Annotated in this window: 23 protein-coding genes; 19 read left to right on the top strand and 4 right to left on the bottom strand. The window is 68.1% G+C overall.

The annotated features are described in order from the left end of the window. Positions 1-213 precede the first annotated feature (213 nt). Positions 214-1,305 (top strand): glucosaminidase domain-containing protein, encoded by a 1,092-nt coding sequence (locus I55_RS33670; RefSeq protein ID WP_159107301.1) that lies wholly within the window; start codon positions 214-216, stop codon positions 1,303-1,305. A gap of 360 nt (positions 1,306-1,665) precedes the next feature. Further along, positions 1,666-2,256 (top strand): malonic semialdehyde reductase, encoded by a 591-nt coding sequence (locus I55_RS29195; protein WP_044564236.1) that lies wholly within the window; start codon positions 1,666-1,668, stop codon positions 2,254-2,256. A gap of 162 nt (positions 2,257-2,418) precedes the next feature. Here the strand turns inward: I55_RS29195 and ddpX are convergent, their stop codons facing one another. Continuing rightward, a complete protein-coding gene (gene ddpX, locus I55_RS29200; protein ID WP_044564237.1) occupies positions 2,419-2,994 on the bottom strand; it encodes a D-alanyl-D-alanine dipeptidase in 576 nt (191 codons plus the stop codon). Between the two features lie 47 nt (positions 2,995-3,041). Here ddpX and tsaB point away from each other — a divergent pair, with 47 nt between their 5' ends. Continuing rightward, positions 3,042-3,863, top strand: a complete 822-nt coding sequence (gene tsaB / locus I55_RS29205; protein ID WP_049974624.1) for a tRNA (adenosine(37)-N6)-threonylcarbamoyltransferase complex dimerization subunit type 1 TsaB — start codon at positions 3,042-3,044, stop codon at positions 3,861-3,863. Then, positions 3,863-4,345: a GNAT family N-acetyltransferase gene (locus tag I55_RS29210; RefSeq protein ID WP_044564238.1), complete on the top strand. Its 483-nt coding sequence runs from the start codon at positions 3,863-3,865 to the stop codon at positions 4,343-4,345. Before tsaB ends, I55_RS29210 begins: the two co-directional genes overlap by 1 nt. A 43-nt stretch (positions 4,346-4,388) precedes the next feature. On the opposite strand, the gene I55_RS35130 is transcribed toward I55_RS29210, so the two are convergent. Beyond that, a complete protein-coding gene (locus I55_RS35130; RefSeq protein ID WP_083901511.1) occupies positions 4,389-4,640 on the bottom strand; it encodes a sulfurtransferase TusA family protein in 252 nt (83 codons plus the stop codon). A 90-nt stretch (positions 4,641-4,730) separates the two neighbouring features. Between I55_RS35130 and I55_RS29215 the strand changes: the two genes are divergently transcribed. The 11 genes from I55_RS29215 to I55_RS29265 all read left to right on the top strand — a co-directional run bounded on the left by I55_RS29215 (position 4,731) and on the right by I55_RS29265 (position 16,053). Continuing rightward, positions 4,731-5,144, top strand: coding sequence for a MucR family transcriptional regulator (locus I55_RS29215; RefSeq protein WP_044564239.1), 414 nt, complete (start codon positions 4,731-4,733; stop codon positions 5,142-5,144). Between the two features lie 479 nt (positions 5,145-5,623). Then, positions 5,624-6,439, top strand: coding sequence for a GNAT family N-acetyltransferase (locus tag I55_RS29220; protein ID WP_044564240.1), 816 nt, complete (start codon positions 5,624-5,626; stop codon positions 6,437-6,439). A 58-nt stretch (positions 6,440-6,497) separates the two neighbouring features. Continuing rightward, on the top strand, positions 6,498-7,385 hold the full coding sequence (locus I55_RS29225) for a 1-acyl-sn-glycerol-3-phosphate acyltransferase (protein ID WP_044564241.1): 888 nt from the start codon (positions 6,498-6,500) through the stop codon (positions 7,383-7,385). A 188-nt stretch (positions 7,386-7,573) separates the two neighbouring features. Then, positions 7,574-8,956, top strand: coding sequence for a tRNA (N6-isopentenyl adenosine(37)-C2)-methylthiotransferase MiaB (miaB, locus tag I55_RS29230; RefSeq protein ID WP_044564259.1), 1,383 nt, complete (start codon positions 7,574-7,576; stop codon positions 8,954-8,956). After that, positions 8,953-10,008: a PhoH family protein gene (locus tag I55_RS29235; protein WP_044564242.1), complete on the top strand. Its 1,056-nt coding sequence runs from the start codon at positions 8,953-8,955 to the stop codon at positions 10,006-10,008. Before miaB ends, I55_RS29235 begins: the two co-directional genes overlap by 4 nt. Then, positions 10,005-10,613 (top strand): rRNA maturation RNase YbeY, encoded by a 609-nt coding sequence (gene ybeY / locus I55_RS29240; protein WP_044564243.1) that lies wholly within the window; start codon positions 10,005-10,007, stop codon positions 10,611-10,613. The genes I55_RS29235 and ybeY overlap by 4 nt, the downstream gene beginning before the upstream one ends. 3 nt (positions 10,614-10,616) lie before the next feature. Continuing rightward, positions 10,617-11,543 (top strand): hemolysin family protein, encoded by a 927-nt coding sequence (locus tag I55_RS29245; protein ID WP_044564244.1) that lies wholly within the window; start codon positions 10,617-10,619, stop codon positions 11,541-11,543. 35 nt (positions 11,544-11,578) lie between these two features. Beyond that, positions 11,579-13,228 carry an apolipoprotein N-acyltransferase gene (lnt, locus tag I55_RS29250; RefSeq protein ID WP_049974625.1) on the top strand — a complete coding sequence of 550 codons (1,650 nt, stop codon included), beginning with the start codon at positions 11,579-11,581 and terminating at the stop codon, positions 13,226-13,228. Between the two features lie 254 nt (positions 13,229-13,482). Next, entirely contained in the window at positions 13,483-13,953 is a 471-nt protein-coding gene (locus I55_RS29255) for a helix-turn-helix domain-containing protein (protein ID WP_044564245.1), read from the top strand. Positions 13,954-14,089: 136 nt separating this feature from the next. Beyond that, positions 14,090-15,250 carry a methionine adenosyltransferase gene (gene metK / locus I55_RS29260; protein WP_044564246.1) on the top strand — a complete coding sequence of 387 codons (1,161 nt, stop codon included), beginning with the start codon at positions 14,090-14,092 and terminating at the stop codon, positions 15,248-15,250. 92 nt (positions 15,251-15,342) lie between these two features. After that, complete coding sequence (locus I55_RS29265; protein WP_044564260.1) at positions 15,343-16,053, top strand: tRNA (guanosine(46)-N(7))-methyltransferase TrmB; 711 nt, start codon at positions 15,343-15,345, stop codon at positions 16,051-16,053. A 158-nt stretch (positions 16,054-16,211) separates the two neighbouring features. Here I55_RS29265 and I55_RS29270 read toward each other — a convergent pair whose 3' ends face one another. Next, a complete protein-coding gene (locus I55_RS29270; RefSeq protein ID WP_044564247.1) occupies positions 16,212-17,282 on the bottom strand; it encodes a serine hydrolase in 1,071 nt (356 codons plus the stop codon). An 11-nt stretch (positions 17,283-17,293) separates the two neighbouring features. Further along, positions 17,294-17,935, bottom strand: coding sequence for a carboxylesterase (locus I55_RS29275; protein WP_252181363.1), 642 nt, complete (start codon positions 17,933-17,935; stop codon positions 17,294-17,296). Between the two features lie 126 nt (positions 17,936-18,061). On the opposite strand from I55_RS29275, the gene I55_RS29280 reads away from it, so the two are divergent. The 4 genes from I55_RS29280 (at position 18,062) to infC (ending at position 23,177) form a co-directional block, all read left to right on the top strand. Beyond that, positions 18,062-19,351, top strand: coding sequence for a glycosyltransferase family 4 protein (locus I55_RS29280; protein WP_083901512.1), 1,290 nt, complete (start codon positions 18,062-18,064; stop codon positions 19,349-19,351). Then, positions 19,348-20,319: a glycosyltransferase family 9 protein gene (locus tag I55_RS29285; RefSeq protein WP_044564249.1), complete on the top strand. Its 972-nt coding sequence runs from the start codon at positions 19,348-19,350 to the stop codon at positions 20,317-20,319. The genes I55_RS29280 and I55_RS29285 overlap by 4 nt, the downstream gene beginning before the upstream one ends. 154 nt (positions 20,320-20,473) lie before the next feature. Continuing rightward, positions 20,474-22,462 carry a threonine--tRNA ligase gene (gene thrS, locus I55_RS29290; protein ID WP_044564250.1) on the top strand — a complete coding sequence of 663 codons (1,989 nt, stop codon included), beginning with the start codon at positions 20,474-20,476 and terminating at the stop codon, positions 22,460-22,462. A gap of 178 nt (positions 22,463-22,640) precedes the next feature. After that, complete coding sequence (gene infC, locus I55_RS29295; RefSeq protein ID WP_044564262.1) at positions 22,641-23,177, top strand: translation initiation factor IF-3; 537 nt, start codon at positions 22,641-22,643, stop codon at positions 23,175-23,177. Positions 23,178-23,363 lie beyond the last annotated feature (186 nt).

A 23,363-nucleotide genomic window follows, 5' to 3' on the forward strand; every position in this document is an offset into this window, starting at 1 on the left:
ACGCGATCGAATGGGGCGGGCGTCTGGACGTTCCTCGGTAACTGTTCGGAGCATTCATTAATGGCGAAGGTCGACACTGCGGGGATTCCCGCGCAGCGCTGGCTGGCTATTGGTACCGTGCTCGTGATGGTTTTCGCGGTCTTCCCGTTGACCCTCGCTGAGCTGGCGTCCGGAAGCGGTCCGCTTCTGGCCCCGACCGGTTTCATTATTCCCGTGAAGCGCCCGGCCCCCCAGGCCGTGGCCCAGGTGCAACAGCCCGTGGCGCCGCTGCCGAAGCTGGACGCCCAGAACCTGTTGGCCCTGTTCAAGGAAAAGAATTTCACATTGGATGAGGTGCGCACGGGCGAACGCCCGGTGCCCCGCATCGTGCTGGCCGGCCTGCCCCGCGACCTGGGCAAGATGGACAGCGTCGACGACCGCAAGCAGGTCTTCGTGAACACCATGCTGCCCCTGGTGCTACTGGTGAACGAGGAGATCGAGCGGGACCGTGCCCGCCTGATGGCGCTGCGTGACAGCCTGAAGGGTGCTGCGCCCACGTCTGCGCCCACGTCCGCGCCCACGGCGGCGGCGCCCAAGGACGGGGTTCCGGCGGACGCTCCCGCAGGTGGTCCGGTTGGGGGTCCGGTTGGGGGCAATGTGGTGGAAGCCGCCCTGCGCGTGCCCGCCCCGGCGGCGCCCAAGGCGGCGGCGCAGCCGGGCGTGGGCATGGGAAGCGGTGCCGGGGTGCCGGCCGCGGCCGCTCCCGCCCTATCGCCGCTGGACCAGGTGTGGGTGGCCCGTCTGGCCGCCCGCTACGGCATGGACCCCAGCCGCAAGATCGACCTGGACGCGCTGCTGCGCCGGGTGGACGTGGTGCCGGTTTCCATGGCGCTGGCCCAGGCGGCGGAGGAAAGCGGGTGGGGCACCTCCCGCTTCGCCCAGCACGGCAACGCCCTGTTCGGCCAGCTGACCTGGTCGGAAGAGGAGAAGGAGGGCATCACGCCCCGTAACCGCCGCCCGGGCGATACCTCGCGCTTCCGCAAGTTCGAGGATCTGCTGGACTGCGTGCGCGTCTACATGCAGAACCTGAACACCCACGACGCCTACGCCCAGTTCCGCGCCACCCGCGCCAGCCTGCGTCGGCAGGGCAAGCCGCTGGATACCCTGCTGCTGCTGAACACCCTGGACAAATATTCCGAGCTGGGGCCGGTCTACGTTAAATCGTTGCGCTCGCTGATCCGCACAAATGGCCTGCGGGACTTCGACCAGGCGGTGCTTCATAACGAGCCGCAGCAGATCGTGGTGCAGGTCAAGCACGCGGGTTAATGTCAAATGCGCCCTCAGACGCCGGGCGGCGGACATCCGTCCGCCTTGGCTGATCCTCGATTTGCAGTCCACTTCGTTCCCCGCAAATCTGCGGCGCCCGCAGTCGCGGGCTACAGCGCACGAGGCACCTCTCGCGCCGCTGGTATAATCCTCTTTTCGCGCACGCACGCTTGACGGTTTCTTGATTTTCATAGGCCCGCCTGCCGGGCACTCTTGCGGTGTCAACCGGCCCCCGCCATGCTCGGGCGCCGAACCCGACCGTCCAGCTGTCACCGGCTGGACGGCGGGCGGGATCACAGGGACCCTGGACGCCCGCCCCGGACGTCACAGGCGACAATCAGAAGCAGGAAACCGGACCCCATGAGCGAACCCTTGACCGAGGCAGGCAAGGACCTGCTGTTCCGCACCGCCCGCACCCAGAACGGCTGGATCGACAAGCCGGTGCCCGAGGCGCTACTGCGCGAACTCTATGATCTGTTCAAGTTCGGCCCCACCAGCGCCAACTGCAGCCCGGCCCGCATCGTCTTCGTGACGTCGGCGGAGGGCAAGGAACGCCTGAAGCCGGCGCTGTCGGGCAACAACACGGAGAAGACGATGACGGCGCCGGTCACCGCCATCATCGGCCATGACCTGGCCTTCTACGACCAGTTGCCCCGCCTGTTCCCCCATGCCGACGCCCGGTCCTGGTTCACCAGCAGCGAGGAGCTGGCCCGCACCACGGCCTTCCGCAACGGCACCCTGCAGGGCGCCTACCTGATGCTGGCCGCCCGCTCCCTGGGCCTGGACTGCGGCCCCATGTCGGGCTTCGATAACGCCAAGGTGGATGCCGAGTTCTTCCCTGGCGGCACGGTGAAGTCCAACTTCCTGTGCAACCTGGGCTATGGCGACCCGTCCAAGGTGTTTCCCCGCCTGCCGCGCCTGGAATTCGAAGAGGCGTGCAGCATCGTTTAGAGCGGAACGCGATCAGGTGGACTCACCTGATCGTGTAAATCCGCTCTATCATGTGCAGGTTAAGAGCGGGCGCGGACACGTCATGGAGACATCCGCGCTGGAGCGAAAGGCGCGCCTGGGCCTTCGGGTCCGGGCCGCCAAGCTCTTACTGGCGGCACCGTATCAGGCCGTCAGGCGCGGTCCCAATGCGCCATCGTCCACCAGCGGATAGAGATGGGCGTCGGGCAACTGGTAGTGCCACCATTCCGACGCGTAATGCGCCCATCCCGCCACGGCCATCACGCCCAGCAACAGGGCGCGGTTGCGCTGCACCGCCGCAGGCACGGTGTCGTCGGTGTGATGGGCCCGTGGGCTCATGTCGTCGAAACCCGTTCCCATGTCCAGGACCGTGCCGTCGGCCCGCGCCAGCGTCAGATCCACCGCCACGCCGCGTGTGTGGTTGGAACCGGTGCGCGGATCGGCGATGAACACGGGATCGGGCAGGGCCCGCCACAGGGCCCACTGCGTCTGGGGCGGGCGGTAGGCGTCGAAGATGCGCAGGCGCAGATCCAGCGCCGCCGCCCGCGCGATGGCCCGGGCCAGGCACGCCGCCGCCACGGGGTGCAACAGGCATAGCGGCCTGCCGTATAGGGGGCTTCCCGTCAGGTTGTCGGCCGTGGCATAGCGGAGATCGAGATCGACGTCGAACCCCGTTTCCGGGGCGATGGTCACGAAGTGCGGCTGGCCGGTGGGCGCCATGATCGCTCGCTGGTCTGTTCGCGGGTTTGTTCAAAGGGAATCATCGCATGGGCCTGTCTAGCATGCCGGCCGACGGGACGGGGCGCATCATCGCCCTGGGCATCGATACCGCCACCAGCGTCTGCGCCGTGGCCCTGTGGTCGGTCGAAGGAGTGGCGGACATCCCTGCCGGCCGATCGGTGATGCTGGCCGCGAAGGCTGAAGCCCTGGCCCGGGGCCAGGCGGAACGGCTGCTGCCCCTGGTGGACGAGGTGCTGGCCCAGGCCGGTCTGGATTATGCCGCCATCGATCGTTTCGGCGTCACCATCGGCCCCGGCGCCTTCACCGGCCTGCGCGTGGGCTTGGCCGCGGCCCGCGGCCTGGCGCTGGCCGCCAGCCGGCCGCTGATGGGCGTCACCGGCCTGCAGGCCTACGCCCACGCCGCCGTGCATGGACTGGGCGTGCAGGCGCGCACGCCGGGACTGGGCGCACAAGGACAGGACACTCAGGCGCCGGGTGATCCGACCCGCCCCCTGCTGGTAGCCATCGACAGCCGGCGGGAGGATTTCTACCTGCAGGCATTCGACCCCATGGGCTTGGCGCTGACGGAACCGCAGGCGGTGCTGCCGGCCGATGTTCCCGCCTATGCCGCCGCGTTGCCCGTCTGGCCGCTGCTGCTGGGCGATGCCGCGCCGGCGGTGGCGGTCGTGCTGGCCGCAGCCGGCTGTGATCATTCCGTGGCCGCGCTGGGGGCCGAGGGCCCGGCCCTGGCGGTGGCGCGCATGACGGCGCTGGCCACGCCGGCGGTCCTGGCGGCCCATCCGGCCAACCCCCTCTACATCCGTCCGCCAGACGTCACCGTCCCCGCCGGCACGGGAGTGGCCCCCTGATGGCGGTCATCGTCCGGCCGGCGTTGGCTGCGGAGGTGCAGGTGCTGGCGGCGGTGCACGCGCTGTGTTTCGCCGATGCCGACGTGGCTGGCCCCCCCTGGTCGGCGGAGGCCATATCCAGCCTGTTGACCCTGCCCGGCGTGGCGGCCCTCATCGCGCAGGAGGACGACCAGCCCCTGGGCATGGCGCTGATCCGCACGGTGGTGGATGAGGCGGAGATACTGACCGTGGGGGTTACCCTGGTAGCCAGAGGGCGCGGCGTGGGCGGCGCCCTGGTGTCGGCTTGCGCCCAGGCCGCCGCCGCCGCCGGTGCCGCCGCGCTTTATTTGGAGGTGGCGGAAACCAACACGGCGGCCCGCTGTCTTTACGCCGCCACCGGCTTCGAACCCATCGGCCGCCGCGCGAATTACTACCACCTGGCTGGCCAGGCGGTGGCGGCGATGCTGCTGCGACGCACGCTGGACGCCACGCCCGCAGTCTAGGCGCCCTGGTATCAAGGGCGGAAACAAAAAAAGCGGGTAGAGATTATTTAGTTACACGTATGCGGTGTATGCCTTCTGGTCGATCTTGATCTTCCGGTCCCCGCATCTCCACTGTATAGCCATGCTCCCGCAAGGACCTTGGAACGTTGTTCAGCGGCTCCCCGCTGTTAAGGCGGATTTCAAGCATTTCCCCGGCCTTCAGCTTTTCAACCGCAAGCTTGGCTCGCACAAAGGTAATAGGACAAACCTGGGCAGTTATATCCAAAAGACTGAGTGTGGGTGCTTCTGTTGTCAATCTGTCCTCACGCGATGAACTTGAACGTTATTGCCATGTTTATGTTTTAGACTTATACAAGTCAGGTACTGCATCCTTGGAGTAAGGAAAATGACCGGTCCGTCCGCGGCGAGTGAGTTGTTGTCCCTGACCACGGAAATTGTTTCCGCCCACGTTTCCAATAATACAGTGCCGCCTGCCGACCTGACGGCGCTGATCGAGCAGGTCTACAAAACCCTGACCAACATCGGGCAGGAGCAGCCGGCCACGGTGGAAAAGCCGCAGCCCGCCGTTCCCATCAAGCGGTCGGTCACCCCGGAGTACATTGTGTGCCTTGAGGATGGAAAAAAGCTGAAAATGCTGAAGCGCCATCTGAAAACGGCCTACAACATGACGCCGGAGGAATACCGCGAGAAGTGGTCCCTGCCGTCCGACTATCCCATGGTGGCCCCCAACTACGCCAAGCAACGGTCCCGTCTGGCCAAGGAAATCGGCCTGGGCACCCGCGCGCGCAGCGACGCCTGATCGGCCATAGGTCCGATTGGGTGGCACGCATGGTAGGCCTGCGCGGCTTTTGCCGGGCTGGCCCCTCACGGCCATGACGGTGCCGTCCCGCATGGGGCGGGGGCGAAAAACGAGGCAGGCGGCGGCCGCCCGGTCCGGTTGCCGCCTGTTCGTCTTTTCCAAGTCATCGCCGGGATTTACGCCTGGTTTCCTACCGTTCTCATCGGTGGCGTTTCCGATTCCGGACAATAGTCGCCACAGCCTTGGCGAAACCGGGCCAATTGTTTCTTCGCCTTAACAGACGCGTGAATCTTTGATGACCCGGCGGGGGTGGCCCGCATGAGTCGGTTGACCGCCCCGCGGCGCTTTGTGGTATGCCAATGACGCAAGCGTTTTCCCGGGGGCCGCGGCCTTGGCTTTGGAAGGCCTTGGCTTCGGTTGGAAACCGTCACTCAAATCGCGACCGCCTCTGGCGCCGCTCAAGGACCGCGAACGAGAGCATGGCTGACATCACGATCGACGCTCTGACCTCTGGCGATCTTCGCATGGGGAGCCTGGAGGTCCGCTTGGCCGAAACCAAGGCCGAGGTTGAGGCCGCCCAGGCCATCCGCTACCGGGTCTTCTATGAAGAGATGGAAGCGCACCCGACGCCGGAGATGCTGCGCCTGCGCCGCGACTTCGACGATTTCGACGCGCTGTGCGATCACCTACTGGTCATCGACCATGCCCGGGGCGCCGGTGCCGCCGGCGTGGTCGGCACCTACCGCCTGATCCGCCGCGCCTGCGCCGCCCGCGCCGGCTCATTCTACTCCAGCGACGAATATGACATCGCGCGGCTGGAGGAATACCGGGGCGAAATCCTGGAGCTGGGCCGCTCCTGCGTGGACGCCGCCTACCGCAGCCGCCACGCCATGCAGCTGCTGTGGCGTGGCATCGCCGCCTATGTCGCGATGCACGACATCCACCTGCTGTTCGGCTGCGCCAGCTTGCCGGGGACCGACCCCAAGGCGCTGGCCCTGCCGCTGTCCTACCTGCACTACCACCACCTGGCCCCGCCGGCCCTGCGCCCGGTGGCCCTGCCGCACCGCTATGTCGACATGCGCCTGATGGAAGAGCATGACGTCGATCCGCGCCGCGGCCTGGCCATGGTGCCACCCCTGATCAAGGGCTATCTGCGCCTGGGTGGCTTCGTGGGTGATGGCGCCGTGGTCGATCATCAGTTCAACACCACCGACGTCTCCATCGTGGTGAAGACCGACATGATCACCGACAAGTACCTGCGCCATTACGAACGGCGCGGATCGGCCATGATCTAGTGACCGTGACCTGATCCTGGCCGCGTCCCGTTCATCCGTATCCGTAGGAGGGCATACCATGGCGATCGGCTCCACCCGTGCCGGTTCCGTGCGCTTGGCCCTTTACCTGGCGTGGACCTTCCTGTGCATCCCGGTGCAGGCGGCCCTGGTGTCGATGAAACTGCCTGGCCAGGCGCGCTTTCCCCGCTTCTATCACCGGGTTTGCTGCCGGCTGATGCTGGCCCTGGATGTGGACGTAGTGGGCGAGCCGTCGGTGGGCCGGCCCACCCTGTTCGTCTCCAACCATTCCTCGTACCTCGACATCCCGGTCCTGGGCTCCATCATCGATTGCTCCTTCGTGGCCAAGTCCGAGGTGGGCCTGTGGCCGCTGTTCGGCCTGCTGGCCAAGCTGCAGCGCACCGTCTTCGTCAACCGCGCCAACAAGCGCGAGGCCGGGAAGCAGCGTGACGACATGGCCGGCCGCCTGGTTGGCGGTGACAGCCTGGTCCTGTTCCCGGAGGGCACCAGCAGCGACGGCAACCGCGTCCTGCCCTTCAAGACCGCCCTGTTCGCCGTGGCCAACACCCAGGTGGACGGCCACCCGGTGGCGGTGCAGCCGGTCAGCGTGACGTGCACCCACCTGGACGACCTGCCGCTGGGCCACGATCTGCGTCCCCTGTACGCCTGGTATGGCGACATGGAACTGCCACCCCACCTGTGGCAGATGATCGGTGCCGGCCGCCTGCGCATCCGGGTGGAGTTCCACCCCGTGGTCTCGCTGGAGGATTTCAGCTCCCGCAAGGCCCTGGCCGATCATTGCTGGCAGGTGGTGGCCGCCGGCGTGGACCGCGCCGTGTCCGGCAGCTGGTCGCGGCCTTTGCCCGCCGCCCGCCCGGCCATGCCGGCCGCCCCAGTGGTGGCCCCGGTGGTCGGCGGCGGGCCGGAAGCGGCGGCGGGGGCGGTGTGAGTCCAGGCCCGTCTTGACGATCACCTCCTTGACTACGCCCCGTGGCCGCCTAATGTTACGGCCAGCGCGCCAGCCCAGGGCCGGCGCGCCTTTTGTGTTAGGTCCGCGGGCCCCGGAACGGCCGCGGCGAGGAGTACGGTGTGGCGACGTCGCGTAAGAAGCTGTTCATCAAGACCTACGGCTGCCAGATGAACGTCTATGACAGCGGCCGCATGGCCGACGTCCTGGCGCCCCTGGGCTATGAACCGGCGGAGGAGGCGGAGGGGGCCGACATGGTCATCCTCAACACCTGCCATATCCGCGAAAAGGCGTCGGAAAAGGTCTATTCGGAGCTGGGCCGCCTGCGCCTGCAGCAGCAGGAGAAGGCGTCGGCGGGCGAGCGCATGATCATCGCCGTGGCCGGCTGCGTCGCCCAGGCCGAGGGCGCGGAGATCATGGCCCGCGCCCCGCACGTGGACATGGTGTTCGGCCCGCAGACATATCACCAGCTGCCGGAGATGGTGACCCGGGCCGTGCGCGGCGCCGGTGGCGTCATCAACACCGACTTCCCGGTCGAGAGCAAATTCGACCTGCTGCCGGGCGAGGGCGCCACGCCGCAGGGCCCGTCGGCCTTCGTCTCCGTTCAGGAAGGCTGTGACAAGTTTTGCACCTTCTGCGTCGTGCCCTATACCCGGGGCGCTGAATATTCCCGCGCCGCCGCCCAGATCCTGGAGCAGGCGCGGCGCATGGCGGCCAACGGCACGGTGGAGATCACCCTGCTGGGCCAGAACGTCAACGCCTACCATGGGGAAGGGCCGGACGGCCGCACCTGGGGGTTGGGCCGGCTGATCCGCGAACTGGCGGAAATCGACGGGTTGAGCCGCATCCGCTACACGACCTCGCACCCCCGCGACATGGACGACGACCTGATCGGCGCCCATGCGGAGGTGCCGCAACTGATGCCCTTCGTCCACCTGCCGGTGCAGAGCGGGTCGGACCGCATCCTGGCGGCGATGAACCGCAAGCACACGGCCGACGACTACCGCCGCATCGTCGACAAGCTGCGCGCCGCCCGGCCTGGCCTGGCGCTCAGCAGCGACTTCATCGTGGGCTTCCCCGGTGAAACGGCGGAGGACTTCGCCGCCACCCTGCGGCTGATCACCGATGTCGGCTACGCCAGCGCCTATTCCTTCAAGTACAGCGCCCGCCCCGGCACGCCCGCCGCCACCATGGCGGAGGGCCGCCTGACCGAAGAGGACAAATCGGCGCGGCTGGAAACGGTGCAGGCCTTGCTGGCTGAACAGCAGCGCGCCTTCAACGCCGGCCTCATGGGCACGGTGCAGCCCGTGCTGTTCGACCGCCGGGGCAAGCTGCCGGGCCAGCTGTTGGGCCGCAGCCCCCATATGCAGGCGGTTCATGCCACCGCCCCCGACCGCCTGTTGGGCCAGGTGGTGCCGGTGCGCATCACCGCCGCGTCGGCCAGCAGCCTGGGTGGGGAGGTCGTCACCACCGAGACGGTGTACGGCGGCGAGAGCGCCCTGGCCGTCATCGCCCCCGACATCAAGGCCAATCATCAGGAGATGACGGCGTGACCACAGCGTCCGGAACGGACCAGCGTATCGACCTGCAGTTCGACGACAACCGCCTGCTGCCCCTGCTGTTCGGAGAACATGAACAGTATCTGAGCCGCATCGAGCGGCAGTTGGGCGTCAGCCTCATCAGCCGCGGCAACTGCCTGACCATATCCGGCCCCGAGGATGCCTCGGGTGCCGCCCGCGCCGCCCTGGACGCCCTGTGGGAACGGCTGAAGCGCGGCATGCCCGTGGGCCCGGCGGAGGTCGACGCCGCCATGCGCATCGCCACCGGCGTGGACGCCGACAGCCGCACCCGGGCCCTGGCCTCCATCACCCGGCCCGAGGCGGTGCTGAAGACCCGCCGCCGCGACATCACCCCCCGGTCGCCCACCCAGGCCGCCTATCTGAAGGCGCTGGCGGAGAACGAGCTGGTGTTCGGCCTGGGCCCCGCCGGCACGGGCAAGACCTATCTGGCCATGGCCCAGGCGGTGTCGCTGCTGATCACCGGCCGGGTGGACCGCATCGTCCTGTCCCGCCCGGCGGTGGAGGCGGGGGAGAAGCTGGGCTACCTGCCTGGCGACATGCGCGAGAAGGTGGACCCCTACCTGCGCCCGCTGTACGACGCCCTCTATGACATGCTGCCGGCGGAGCAGGTGGCCAAGCGCCTGGGCTCCGGCGAGATCGAGGTGGCGCCCCTGGCGTTCATGCGCGGCCGCACCCTGGCGAACGCCTTCGTCGTGCTGGACGAGGCGCAGAACACCACGCCCATGCAGATGAAGATGTTCCTGACCCGCCTGGGCGAGGGTAGCCGCATGGCCATCACCGGCGATCTCAGCCAGGTGGACCTGCCGGGCGGCGTGAAGTCCGGCCTGCGCGAGGCGGTGGAGGTGCTGGAGGGCGTGCACGGGGCGGCCTTCGTCCACTTCTCCGCCGCCGACGTGGTTCGGCATCCCCTGGTGGGCCGCATCGTCGAGGCCTACGACCGCGCCGACGCCCGCCGCCGGCAGGTGGCGACGATGGGCCGCACGGGCCGGTCATCGGCCGACGCCTCGCCGGATATCGAGGAATGACCGTGGACACCGCCCGGGCCGACGCCCTGGAGATCATCGTCGAGGTCGAGGCCGGCGACTGGCAGGCCGCCATCCCCGGTGTGGAGGATCTGGTGACCGCCGCCGCGCGCCGCGCCCTGCGCCAGGCGCTGGCCGTGGATGCGGAGGCTTTGCCGGTGGGGGACGGCGAGGTCTCCATCCTGCTGTCCGACAACGCCGCCGTGCGGGTGCTGAACCACCAGTATCGCGGCAAGGACAAGCCCACCAACGTCCTGTCCTTCCCCATGCTGCCAGAGGGGGATGGCGAGGAGGATGGGGACGACGATGTCGAATTCCCGGAGGGCATGGAACGCCCGCCCTACCTGCTGGGCGACATCATCCTGGCATATGAAACCTTGATGACCGAGGCGGCGGAACAGAACAAACCCGTCGCCAACCACTTGACCCACCTTGTGATCCATGGCGTGCTTCACTTGTTGGGCTATGATCATATTGAGGACGCCGAGGCCGAGACCATGGAACGGCTGGAGACGGTGATCCTGGCGGACATGGGCATAGCCGATCCCTATCGGGACGGTGCCGGCCCCACCCGTGAAGACCTCCAGAGCGAAGAGACCACGCACTAAACGATGGCCGATCTTTCCGACAGTCGAACGCCCCGTGACGACGGGGCCGAAGATCATGGGTCGCTGACCCAGCAATTCCGGGGCTGGCTGCGCGCCGCCCTTGGCGGACGCGTGGATCCCACGTTGCGTGACACGATCGAGGAATTGATCGAGGACAGCGGCGGGGATGAGAGCTCGGTCGGTGGCAACGAGAAGGCGCTGCTGGCCAACATCCTGAAGCTGCGCGGCCGCACGGTGGTGGACATCATGGTCCCCCGGGCTGACATCCTGGGGATCGAGGTTTCCATCAGCCTGCCCGACCTGATCCGCCGCTTTTCCGAGGATGCGCATTCGCGTATGCCGGTCTACCGCGAGACCCTGGACGACGTGCTGGGCATGGTCCACATCAAGGACGTGCTGGCGGTGGTGGCCGACCAGCGTCCCTTCGACCTGCCCTCCATCGTGCGCGAGGTGCAGATCGTGGCGCCCAGCATGCCGGTGCTGGACCTGCTGGTGCACATGCGCCAGGCGCACCAGCACATGGCCCTGGTGGTGGACGAGTTCGGCGGCATCGACGGCCTGGTCACCATCGAGGATCTGGTGGAGGAGATCGTCGGCGAGATCGAGGACGAGCATGACGACGCGGTGCAGCCGCGCCTGATCGAGCGTCCGGACGGCACGCTGATCGCCGACGCCCGCCTGCCGCTGGAGGATTTCGAGGCCCGCGTCGGCCCCGTCCTGGACGAGGAGGAGAGGGAGGAGGTCGACACATTGGGCGGTCTGGTCTTCTCCCTGGCCGGTCGCATCCCCCGCCGGGGCGAGGTGCTGGTCCATCCATCGGGCATCGAGTTCGAGGTGATCGACGCCGACCCCCGCCACATCAAGCGCCTGCGCGTGCGCAGCCTGCCGAACGACGCCGGCCAGGACGCGCCGCTGGTGGCCGGGTCCTGACCGGCCGCCGCCCCTGACCGGAGACCATCCCCATCGTGAGCCTGCCTGATCGTCTGGCCCGCCTCGCCAACCGCATGCGGGGGGGCGGCCGCTGGCGCCGCCTGGGGCTGGCCGCCCTGCTGGGTGGGCTGGCCACCCTGGCCATGCCCCCCGTCAACGCCGTGCCCGTGCTTTGGCTGGCCTTCCCCGGGCTGATCTGGCTGCTGGACGGGGTGGAACGCCCGGCCGCCGCCTTCTGGACCGGCTTGGCCTTCGCCTTCGGCCATTTCGTGCTGGGGCTGTACTGGGTGGGGGCGGCCCTGCTGGTCTTCCCGCGCTTCTGGCCCCTGCTGCCCTTCGCCGTGGCGGGCCTGCCCCTGCTGCTGGGCTTGTTCGTCGGTACGGGCACCTTGGTCTGGTGGGGCCTGGTGCGGCGTTTCCGCATGGGCGGCGTCGCGCGGTGCCTGCTGTTCGCCGTGGTGTGGACGGTGGTGGAATATGCGCGCGGCCACGCCTTCACCGGCTTTCCCTGGAACCTGATCGGCTACGCCTGGGTGGGCCTGCCCGGCCCGGCGCAGGTCGCCTCGCTGGTGGGTGTCTATGGCCTGTCGCTGCTGACCGTGCTGCCGGCCAGCCTGGCGGCGGCGCTGGCGAATGGCGGCCGCCGTCCCTGGGCGCCGGGGGTGGCGGGACTGGGCCTGGTGGCGGTCATGGCGGCCTATGGCGTCNCGCGCGTGCCGGCGGGCAAGTTGCGCTGGTGCGGGTGTCATGCTGCGCCTGGTGCAGCCCAACATCGACCAGGCCGACAAATGGAACGCCGAGACCGACTGGACCATGTCCTCCTCATGCTGGCCCTGTCGCGCCAGCCCCAGCCGCCGGGTGCCGCCCCCCTCACCACCCTGGTGTGGCCGGAGACGGCGGTGCCCTACCTGCTGGAGGATGAGCCGGAGCTGCTGAAGGCCATCGGCCAGGTGACGCCGCCGGGCGGCCTGACCCTGACCGGCACCCTGCGCCTGACGCCCGCCGGCACCCCCGGCGCGCAGGATGGTACGGACACCTACTGGAACAGCCTGGTGGCGGTGAACGACCAGGGCCAGGCGCTGGCCCATTATGACAAGGCCCACCTGGTGCCTTTCGGCGAATACACGCCCTTGCGCCGTTGGCTGCCGTTGCGGGCGGTGGCGGTGGTGTCGCCCTCCAGCTCCATCATGGGGGCCGGCCCGGGCCCCAGCACGCTGACCCTGCCCGGCCTGCCGCCGGCCAGCCCGCTGATCTGCTATGAGGTCATCTTCCCCGGCATGGTGACGGCGGCGGAGGCGGGCACGGCGGATGCGGCGAAGGGTCGCCCCCCCCAGGAACGCCCCCGGTGGCTGCTGAACGTCACCAACGACGCCTGGTTCGGCCACACGGCGGGGCCGCACCAGCATCTGGCCATCGCCATCATGCGCGCCATCGAGGAAGGGCTGCCCCTGGTGCGGGCCGCCAATACCGGTATTTCGGCGGTGGTCGATCCCTATGGACGGGAACTGGGCCATTTGGCGCTGGGCTCGCGGGGAGTCCTCGACCTTCCGTTACCACGGTCCACATCCCAGCCTACGCCTTATGCCCGATGGGGTGATGGCCCCTTGGCCGCTTTACTCTTGGCTGTATTGGGCGTTATCTATTTTTTCACGCTTCGGATGTATCAGGGTAGGCAGTGCCCTTGAGATGTCCATGATCGGATGCCCCATTCCGGGGGCGATGGCGCCGCGGTCGATGATCCCATGATTGTCACCGGGCCCCGGCCCGGGATTGTGGTCATCTGGGATCACGCGCCCAGGCGGGGGAGGAACCTCCTCCAGCAGGGCGGCGGACCGAACAAGGGCCGGGGAGCGGGACGGTGGGATGCGGGCGCGCCCTTGACCACCCCGGAACGCTTGTCTTAGGGTCGTCATCGATCCGTAACGTAAGGATTTGGATCATGGAGAGTGCAATTGGGGCCCGCCGTTCCACCGGTGGGCGGCCTCGGATCGGAAAGCCCAACCCGATCGACGTTCATGTCGGCAGCCGCGTGCGCCTGCGCCGCACTTTGCTGGGCATGAGCCAGGAAAAGCTGGGTGAAGCCATCGGCCTGACCTTCCAGCAGGTGCAGAAGTACGAACGCGGCGCCAACCGCATCGGCGCGTCGCGTCTGTTCGACCTGTCGCGTGTGCTGGATGTCCCGGTGTCCTTCTTCTTCGACGACATGGCCGGCGACACGCCCGGCGATGTGGTGGATGAGGCGCTGTCGCCGGACATGGGCTTCGACGCCGACCCGATGGCCAAGCGCGAGACGCTGGAACTGGTGCGCGCCTACTACCGCATTTCCGATCCGGCGGTGCGCAAGCGCCTGTTCGAGCTGACCAAGGCCGTCGCCAATTCCGGTACCGACGCCGCGGCAGATCTGGCCTGATGGGGCCAGCCCCTTGACCAATCTGTAGAAGCCTGCGAAAAGACGCCGTTTGGCCGTGATAGGCCGGGCGGCGTTTTTTGTCGATATCACATATACCCTGCCGTAAATAGCCATCGTTAATTAGCCGAGGCGCCCCGTGGCACTATCCAATTACGTCTTCACCAGCGAATCCGTTTCCGAGGGTCATCCGGACAAGGTTTGCGATCAAATCTCCGACGGCGTGGTCGATCTGTTCCTGGCGCAAGACCCATATGCCCGCGTGGCGTGTGAGACCCTGGCCACGACCAACCGTATCGTCATCGCCGGTGAGGTGCGGGGCCCCGAGGGCCTGCTGAAGGAGATCGAGGGCGTCGCCCGCGACACGGTGAAGGCCATCGGGTACGAGCAAGACGGCTTCCACTGGAAGACGGCCGAGGTGCAGTGCTACCTGCATGCCCAGTCCGCCGACATCGCGGTCGGCGTCGACGCCGCCGGCAACAAGGACGAGGGGGCTGGCGACCAGGGCATCATGTTCGGTTACGCCTGCCGCGAGACCGACGATTTGATGCCGGCGCCCATCCACTATTCCCACCGCATCCTGAAGTCGCTGGCCGACGCCCGCCACGGCGGCGTGAAGGAGTTGGCCCCCGACGCCAAGAGCCAGGTCAGCCTGCAATACGTCGACGGCAAGCCGGTGCGCGCCACCTCCGTGGTGGTCTCCACCCAGCATGCCGACGGCCTGGACCAGGAAGCCGTGCGCGAGATCGTGCGTCCGCACGTGCTGAAGGTCCTGCCCGAGGGCTGGATGTGCGACGAGGCCCACTTCTACGTAAACCCGACCGGCCGCTTCGTCATCGGCGGCCCGGACGGCGACGCCGGCCTGACCGGCCGCAAGATCATCGTCGACACCTACGGCGGTGCCGCCCCGCACGGCGGCGGCGCCTTCTCCGGCAAGGACCCGACCAAGGTGGACCGGTCGGCCGCCTACGCCGCGCGCTACCTGGCCAAGAACGTGGTGGGCGCCGGCCTGGCCGACCGCTGCACCATCCAGCTCAGCTACGCCATCGGCGTCTCCCACCCGCTGTCGGTCTACATCGACACCGCCGGCACCGGCCGGGTGGATGAGGAGAAGCTGTCCGACGTGCTGCGCCAGCTGATGAACCTCAGCCCCCGCGGCATCCGTGAGCACCTGAAGCTGAACCGTCCCATCTACGCCCGCACGGCGGCTTATGGCCACTTCGGCCGCACGCCCGACGCCGACGGCGGCTTCTCCTGGGAGAAGCTGGACCTGGTGGACGAGCTGAAGCGCGCGTTCTAAAGTCTCAACGTCCTGACGCCGGGGCCTTGGCCGATCAGACCGATCAGCCAGGGCCCTTGGCTTTTCTGACCCTTGCCGTTTCGATCCCGCCCATGACCGACGATAGCCCCGCCCAGCACCGCCCCCTGCTTTACGGGCGTCGTCGCGGCCGGCCGTTGCGCCAGCACCGCACCAGCCTGATCGAGGGCCTGCTGCCCCACCTGCAACTGGATCCGCCGGCTACAGGCGGCACCATTGACCCCGCAGCCCTATTCCCCCAGCCTAAGCGCGACCTGTGGTTCGAGGTCGGCTTCGGCGGCGGCGAGCACCTGGCACAGCAGGCGGCGGCCAACCCGGATATCGGCTTCATCGGGTGCGAGCCCTTCATCAACGGCGTCGCCAACCTGTTGCAGCACATCGAGGCGCAGGATCTCTCCGGCAACATCCGTGTCTGCCCGGATGACGCCCGCCCCATCCTGGACGCCCTGCCCGAGGCCAGCGTGGGCCGTGTATTCGTGCTGTTCGCGGACCCCTGGCCCAAGCTGCGCCATGCCGAGCGCCGCTTCATCGGCCCGGCCAACCTGCCGCGCCTGGCCCGCGTGCTGAAGGACGGGGCGGAACTGCGCCTGGCGACCGATGATCCGCAACTGTGCCGCTGGATGCTGGAACACGCTTGGCGCCATCCTGACTTCGAATGGCTGGCGGACAAGGCCGCCGACTGGCGCGTGCCCCCGGCCGACTGGGTCCAGACCCGCTACGAGCAAAAGGCGCTGGAGGCTGGCCGGGTGCCTGTTTATTTGCGGTTTCGCCGGAAGAGTCGTTGATCGCGTTCCTCAAACGCCGGCGTGGCCATCCGCCACTTGTGTCTTCCAAATCTTGGCTCATCCTCGGTTTTCAGTCCGCTTTGCTCCCCGAAAACCTGCGGCGGACGCGGTCGCGTCCTACGGCGTGAATAGTTTCACGCCGCTGGTCGTGGGAATGGTCAGGGCCTCGGCTCCGCGCCCAACAACGCGTCGGCGAACTGGTCCATGGTCTTCTGCGACAGGGCGGTGTTGTTCATCAGCACCACCGTTCGCCGCCCGTCCAGCCGGTGGCCCAGCACCAGGCGATAGCCCGCCGTCCGGCCGGTTTCCCACCCCGCCAGCACGGTCTTGCCGTCGATGGTCAGGCGGCGCACCCGCCCGCCCAGGGCGTAGTCCTCCGCCGGCACCTCCACATGCGTCAGCTGGCGGCGGGACTCCGCCGACAGGAAACCCGTGTCGAACACCCGGTGGGCGGCGCGCATCAGGTCGGGTGCCGTGCTGGCATAGCCGCCGGAGGCCGCCAGGTAAGGCCGGCGGTCGCTGCGCCAGCGCTCCGGCGGGGCGACCGTCCGGTAGGAAGGCGCGGCCGCCTCCAGCATGGCGTCCGTGGCGCCGGTGTGGGCCAGGCCCAGCGGGTCCAGGGTGATGGACCGCACCGCCGCCTGGAAGGGCAGGCCGGTCACCCGCTCCACAATGGCGATCACCACGATCCAGTTCACCGGGTGGTAGTCGAACTTGGCCCCCGGCTCGAACGCCAGGTCGCCCTGGCCGAAGCGCCTCAAAGCCTCCGCCGTGGTCAGATCGGTCTGAAGCAGGGTGGGATCGGCCTTGGCCTCGATGATGAACAGGTTGGGCAGGCCGCTGGCGTTGCACAGCAAGCGGCGCAAGCTCAACTTCGCGCCGGTGTCGGCGCGGTAGTCGGGCAGGAACCGGGTAATGGGCGCATCCAGGTCCAGCAGGCCGCGCTCCACCAGCTTCAGTACCGTCACCGTGGTCAACCACTTGCTGATGGAGGCGATGGCGTAGGGGGTGTCGGCCTTGGTCGGCACCTTGGTCTCGATGTCGGCATAGCCCACGGTGCGGATGTAATCCGGCTTTCCCATCCGGCCCAGCATGACCACGCCCTGGAAGCCCGCGTCGCGGACGAAGGCGTCGACCACGGTGTCCGGGCTTTCCGCGCCGCGGGCAGGCAAGGAAGTGAGCAAGGGCAGGGCGGCCCCCGTCTGAAGCAGCATGCGGCGGTTCAGCATTCTCGTCCCCATCAGTCCAGAAACTCACCCACCGTGTGGGTGATCAGGTCCAGGTTTTGCGGTGTGGACAGGCGGTGGTCGCCGTCCTTCACCAGGGTCACGCGCACGTCTTCATGGGCCACTGCCGCAGCCAGGTCCAGGCTGGTTCGCCACGGCACGTCCGGGTCGCGTTGGCCGTGGATCAGGCGGACGGGTACGGGCGGCAGGGCGATGGGGCCGTTGAGCAGCAGGTGGCGCCGGCCGTCCTCGATCAGCGCGCGGGTGATGGGATAGCCGGCATCGTCATACAGGGAGGGGCGCCGCCATTCCCCGTCGCGCATCAGGGTGGCCCGGGCATCCCCGTTCATGCCGGCCCACATCAGCCGTTCGGTGAAGTCCGGTGCCGGGGCGATGCCCACCAGGGCGCGCACCCGGTCGGGCCGGGCCAGCGCCGCCAGCAGCATGATCCAGCCGCCCATGCTGGATCCCACCAGGATCTGCGGGCCTTCTGTCACCTGGTCCAGGATGGCCACCGCGTCGTCCGCCCAGGTGCCGATGGTGCCGTCGCGAAAGGCGCCGCTGGACGCGCCATGGCCCTGGTAGTCGAAACGGACGAAGGCGTGGCCGCGTGACTGGGCGTAGGCTTCCAGCGCGGTGGCCTTGGACCCGGTCATGTCGGATTTCAGGCCGCCCAGGAAGACAATTCCGGGCTGGCGGCCGGGGCTCCGTCGATAGGCTATGGTGGCCGCCCCCCGCTGTACGCTATGTATCGACGTCCCGCCCATGCTTGCCTGCCCCAGATGACCCTGACCCAAACCCCCGGCACCGTAACGGCCCACAGCGACCCCGGCAATGCCAGCGGCGCGCCGCAAGGGGCCATTTCCGAAGGTGCCACCGATAGCGGCTGGTTCGGCGGCGGGCGCCCCGTGGTGCTGCAGGTCATCCCCAACCTGGTCACCGGCGGGGCGGAGCGCGGCTGCATCGACATGGCGGCGGCCCTGATGCGTGCTGGTGGCACCGCCTTGGTGGCGTCGGCCGGCGGACCCATGGCCCGCGAACTGGAACGCTACAAGGCCGAGCACATCACCCTGCCGCTGGCCTCCAAGAATCCCTTCACCATCTGGCGCAACGCCTCCAGGCTGGAAGCCCTGATCCGCGAGCGCGGGGTGGACATCATCCACGCCCGGTCCCGCGCCCCGGCGTGGAGCGCCTGGATCGCCGCCCGCCGCACAGGCATCCCCTTCGTCACCACCTTCCACGCCCCCTACAATTTCAAGGGTGAGCTGAAACGCCGCTACAACAGCGTCATGGCCAAGGGTGACCGGGTCATCGCCGTCTCCCGCTTCGTGGCGGACCATGTGGCTGGGCAGTACGGCGTGGGGCCGGACCGGCTGCGCACCATTCCGCGCGGCGTCGACACCTTCACCCTGGATCCCGAACGGGTCAGCCAGGAACGGCTGATCAAGCTGGCGCGCGACTGGCGCCTGCCGGAAGACCAGCGCATCGTCCTGATGCCCGGCCGGCTGACCCGGTGGAAGGGCCAGTTGGACCTGATCGAGGCCATCGGCCGGCTGCACCGTGCCGACGTGCGCGCCGTGCTGGTGGGTTCCGACCAGGGCCGGACGGAGTACCGGGCGGAACTGGTGGCCCGCATCAAGGCCTTGGGGCTGGAGAGCCAAGTCACCATCGCCGACCACTGCAACGACATGGCCGCAGCCTACCTGCTATCCGACGTGGTGGTCAGCGCCTCCGCCCGGCCGGAAGCGTTCGGCCGCGTGATCGTGGAGGCCCAGGCCATGGGCAAGCCCGTCATCGTCACCAACCACGGCGCCGTGGCGGAGACGGTGGTGGACGGCGAGACCGGGCTGGTGGTGCCGCCGGAGGATCCCGCCACCATGGCCGCCGCCATTGGCGAGGCCCTGGCCCTGGACAGCCTGCAGCGCCGCGCGCTGGCCGTCGACGCCCGCCGCTTCGTGATGGAGAACTACACGCGTGAGCGGATGTGCGGGGCCACCCTGGGCGTTTATGCCGAGCTGTTGCACCTGCGCGCGACCACCGGCATGGCGGCCTACCGCAAGGCCGCTTCGTGAGCGTTGGCCCCGCCCCGGCGGCGCGCGTCCTGGTCATCCGCCTGGGCGCGCTGGGCGACCTGGTGCAGTGCTTCGACGCCTTCCAGGCCATCCGGCGGCATCATCCGAGTGCGCAGGTCACCCTGTTGACGGGATCGGCCTTCGTTCCCTTCGGCCAGGCCATGCCGTGGTTCGACGATGTCTGGGCCGATCCGCGCGGCGCCAGCCCGCTGGCCTACCTGCGCCTGCGGTCCCGCTTGCGCGCCGGCCGCTTCGACACCATCTATGACCTGCAGAACAAGCCGCGCACAGCCCGGTATTTCTGGCTTATGGGCCCGGGACGCCGGCCGCTGTGGTCGGGCGCCGCCAAGGGTGCCGCTTTCCCCCTGCCGGACCTGACGGGCCTGCACAACCACGACCGCTACCGTGTCCAACTGGAGGCCGCCGGCGTGCCCGACACCGGGCCCGCCGACCTGGACTGGTTGGCCGGCGACGTGTCGGAGCTGGTGCCGGACGGGCGTTTCGTCCTGCTGGTGCCGGGCTGTTCGCCCCACTTGCCGCACAAGCGCTGGCCGGCCGACCGCTATGCCGACTTGGGCCGGCGCCTGGCGGACCGGGGCCTGACGCCGGTGGTGGTGGGCACAGGGGCCGACAGCGACGCGGCGGCGGCCATCGTGCGCGACTGCCCCTGGGCCGTGAACCTGGTGGGCCGCACCGGCCTGGGCCAATTGGCCAGCCTGGCGCGCCGGGCGGAAGGGGCGGTGGGCAACGACACCGGACCCATCTTCCTGACGGCGGCCCTGGGCTGCCCGACGCTGATGATCATGTCGCACCACACCGATCCCGCCCGCTCCGCCCCCTGGGGGCCGGATGCCGCCTGGATCAAGGCGCTGGATCTGGGCGACCTTGGCGTGGACGCGGTGGAAAGCGCGCTGCGCCTGCGGCCCCCGCCGGATGTCGCGCCTGACGGCGGACCCATCGCGGTGTAGTTTTTCCACTTGTTGCGCGCGCCTGTGCCCAGGGGGACACAGCCATGCGGCCTTCCCGCCCCGCCAGCCGGCTTGACCCCGGGCCGCACCCTTGACAGTTCCGCCCCCGCTACCCAAAGTCGCCCTTCCTCACTCTGGACAAACCCTGAACGCCATGACGACCGCCGAAAACCTTGACCAGCCCCAGATCGCGATCACGTTGCCCGACGGCAACGTGCGAACCTACGCGGCGGGCGTCACCGGCCTGGACGTTGCGCAGTCGATCTCCAAAAGCCTGGCCAAGGCGGCGCTGGCCGTGACGGTGGATGGGGAGGAGCGCGACCTGACGCGCCCCATCGAGCATGACGCCAAGGTCGCCATCCTGACGCGCGACGCGCCCTACGCGCTGGAACTGATCCGCCACGACTGCGCCCACATCCTGGCCGAGGCGGTGCAGCAGCTGTACCCCGGCACGCAGGTCACCATCGGCCCCGCCATCGCGACGGGCTTCTACTACGACTTCGCCCGGGATGAGCCGTTCACGCCCGACGACCTGGTGAAGATCGAGAAGCGCATGCACGAGATCGTGGATGCGGACAGCCCCTTCACGCGGGAGGTCTGGGACCGGGACGAGGCCATCGCCCACTTCAAGTCCATCGGCGAGCTTTACAAGGCCGAGATCATCGGCGACATCCCGGCGGGCGAGAAGATCAGCATCTATCGCCAGGGTGGCTGGTACGACCTGTGCCGCGGCCCGCACCTTCCGTCCACGTCCAAGATCGGGCATGCCTTCAAGCTGATGAAGGTGGCCGGGGCCTACTGGCGCGGCGACAGCCGCAACCCCATGCTCCAGCGCATCTACGGCACCGCCTGGCGCACGGAGAAGGAGCTGGCGGAGCACCTGCACCAGATCGAGGAGGCGGAGAAGCGCGATCACCGCAAGCTGGGCCGTGAGATGGACCTGTTCCATCTGCAGGAAGAGGCGGCGGGCAGCGTCTTCTGGCACCCCAAGGGCTGGACCCTGTGGCAGGCGCTGGAACGCTACATCCGCGCCAAGCTGAAGGACGCCGGCTATCTGGAGGTGCGCACGCCGCAGCTCTATGACAGCAGCCTGTTCAAGGCCTCGGGCCACTGGGACATGTATGGCGACAACATGTTCAAGATCCGGGAGTCGGTGGACGACCAGGGCCGTGAGAAGTTCCTGGGTGTGAAGCCCATGAATTGCCCCGCCCACGTCCAGATTTTCCGCCAGGGTCTGAAGAGCTATCGCGACCTGCCCATGCGCCTGGCGGAGTTCGGCGCCTGCCACCGCAACGAGCCCTCGGGCGCGCTGCACGGCATCCTGCGCGTCCGCGCCTTCACCCAGGACGACGCCCATATCTTCTGCACCGAGGACCAGGTGCCGTCGGAAGCGGCGGATTACTTCAAGCTGCAGCTGGGCGTGTACAAGGACCTGGGCTTCGACAAGATCGCCGTGAAGCTGGCGCTGCGTCCCGACGTGCGCGCCGGCAGCGACGAGGTGTGGGACAAGGCCGAGCAGGGCCTGCGCGACGCGCTGACCGCCAACGGGCTGGAGTTCGAGGAACTGCCGGGCGAGGGCGCCTTCTACGGCCCCAAGGTGGAATTCCACCTGACCGACGCCATCGGCCGCACCTGGCAGTGCGGGACCCTGCAGCTGGACTTCGTGCTGCCGGAACGCCTGGACGCCAGCTATATCGGCGCCGACGGCGCCCGCCACCGGCCGGTGATGCTGCACCGGGCCATCCTGGGCTCGTTCGAACGCTTCATCGGCATGATGATCGAGCACTACGCCGGGAAGTTCCCGCTGTGGCTGTCGCCGGTCCAGGCCACGGTCTGCACCATCACGTCGGAGGCCGACGCCTACGCCGAGGAGGTGGCCAGGGTCATGGCCAAGGCGGGTTTGCGGGTCGAGGTCGACACGCGGAACGAGAAGATCAACTTCAAGGTCCGCGAGCATTCGCTGGCCAAGGTGCCGGTCCTGGTGGTGGTCGGTGGGCGCGAGGCGGAGAACCGCACCGTGGCGCTCCGCCGCCTGGGCGGCAAGGATCAGGAACTGATGTCGCTTGACGACGCGGTTGCGGCCCTTCAGCGTGAATCGCGGCCGCCTGTCCCTTCGGAGGGAGTGACGGACGCCGCGTTCTGAGGATAATTATGGTCTGACCAGCGCCTGACGGGGCTGCGGAGAGAAATCCGCAGTTGCGCGGCGCTGGCTTTTCTTACAAGTACACATCTACGACTTTTTTTACGACCCGGTGACGCCGTCCGCCCCATACCGGGGCCCCACCCACCCGACGGCCACCGTAAACCAGGGAGAAGGTTCCATAGCCAGGCCCAGCCAAGAGTCGGCCCCCACCCGTGAGGGGCCGCGCGTTAACCGGGAGATCAACGCTCGTTCCGTCCGCCTCATCGACGCCGCTGGCGAGATGGTTGGCGTCGTTAGTCTGCGCGATGCACTGATCGCCGCCGAAGAGGCCGGCCTCGACCTGGTCGAGGTCTCGCCCAACGCCGAGCCGCCCGTCTGCAAAATCCTCGACTACGGCAAGTTCAAGTACGAGGCGCAGAAGAAGGCCGCGGAGGCGCGCAAGAAGCAGAAGATCATCGAAGTCAAAGAGATCAAGCTGCGTCCCAACATCGACGACAACGACTACGACGTGAAGATGCGCGCCGCGCGCCGCTTCCTGGAAGAGGGCGACAAGGTGAAGGTCACCATGCGCTTTCGCGGTCGTGAAATGGCCCACCAGGATCTGGGCATGAACGTGCTGGTGCGCGTCAAGGATCTCCTGGAAGACTTGGCCAAGGTCGAGCAGATGCCCAAGCTTGAAGGCAAGCAGATGATCATGATCCTGGCTCCGAAGTGAACGCGGGGTCGGTCTTCTGACCGCGTTGACCGCAACGAATGCCAAAGGCCCTCGGAACCCCTAGTTCCGGGGGCCTTGTTGTTTGCGACTTGTCCCACCAGGATTGTTTTTGGAACCAGGATTGTTTTTGGACAATATCCAGCGGCGTGAACAAAGGTCATGCCGCTGTAGGCCCCGACCGGGGCC

It is taken from the genome of Azospirillum sp. B4 (genome assembly GCF_000333275.1).
Taxonomy (GTDB): Bacteria; Pseudomonadota; Alphaproteobacteria; order Azospirillales; family Azospirillaceae; genus Nitrospirillum.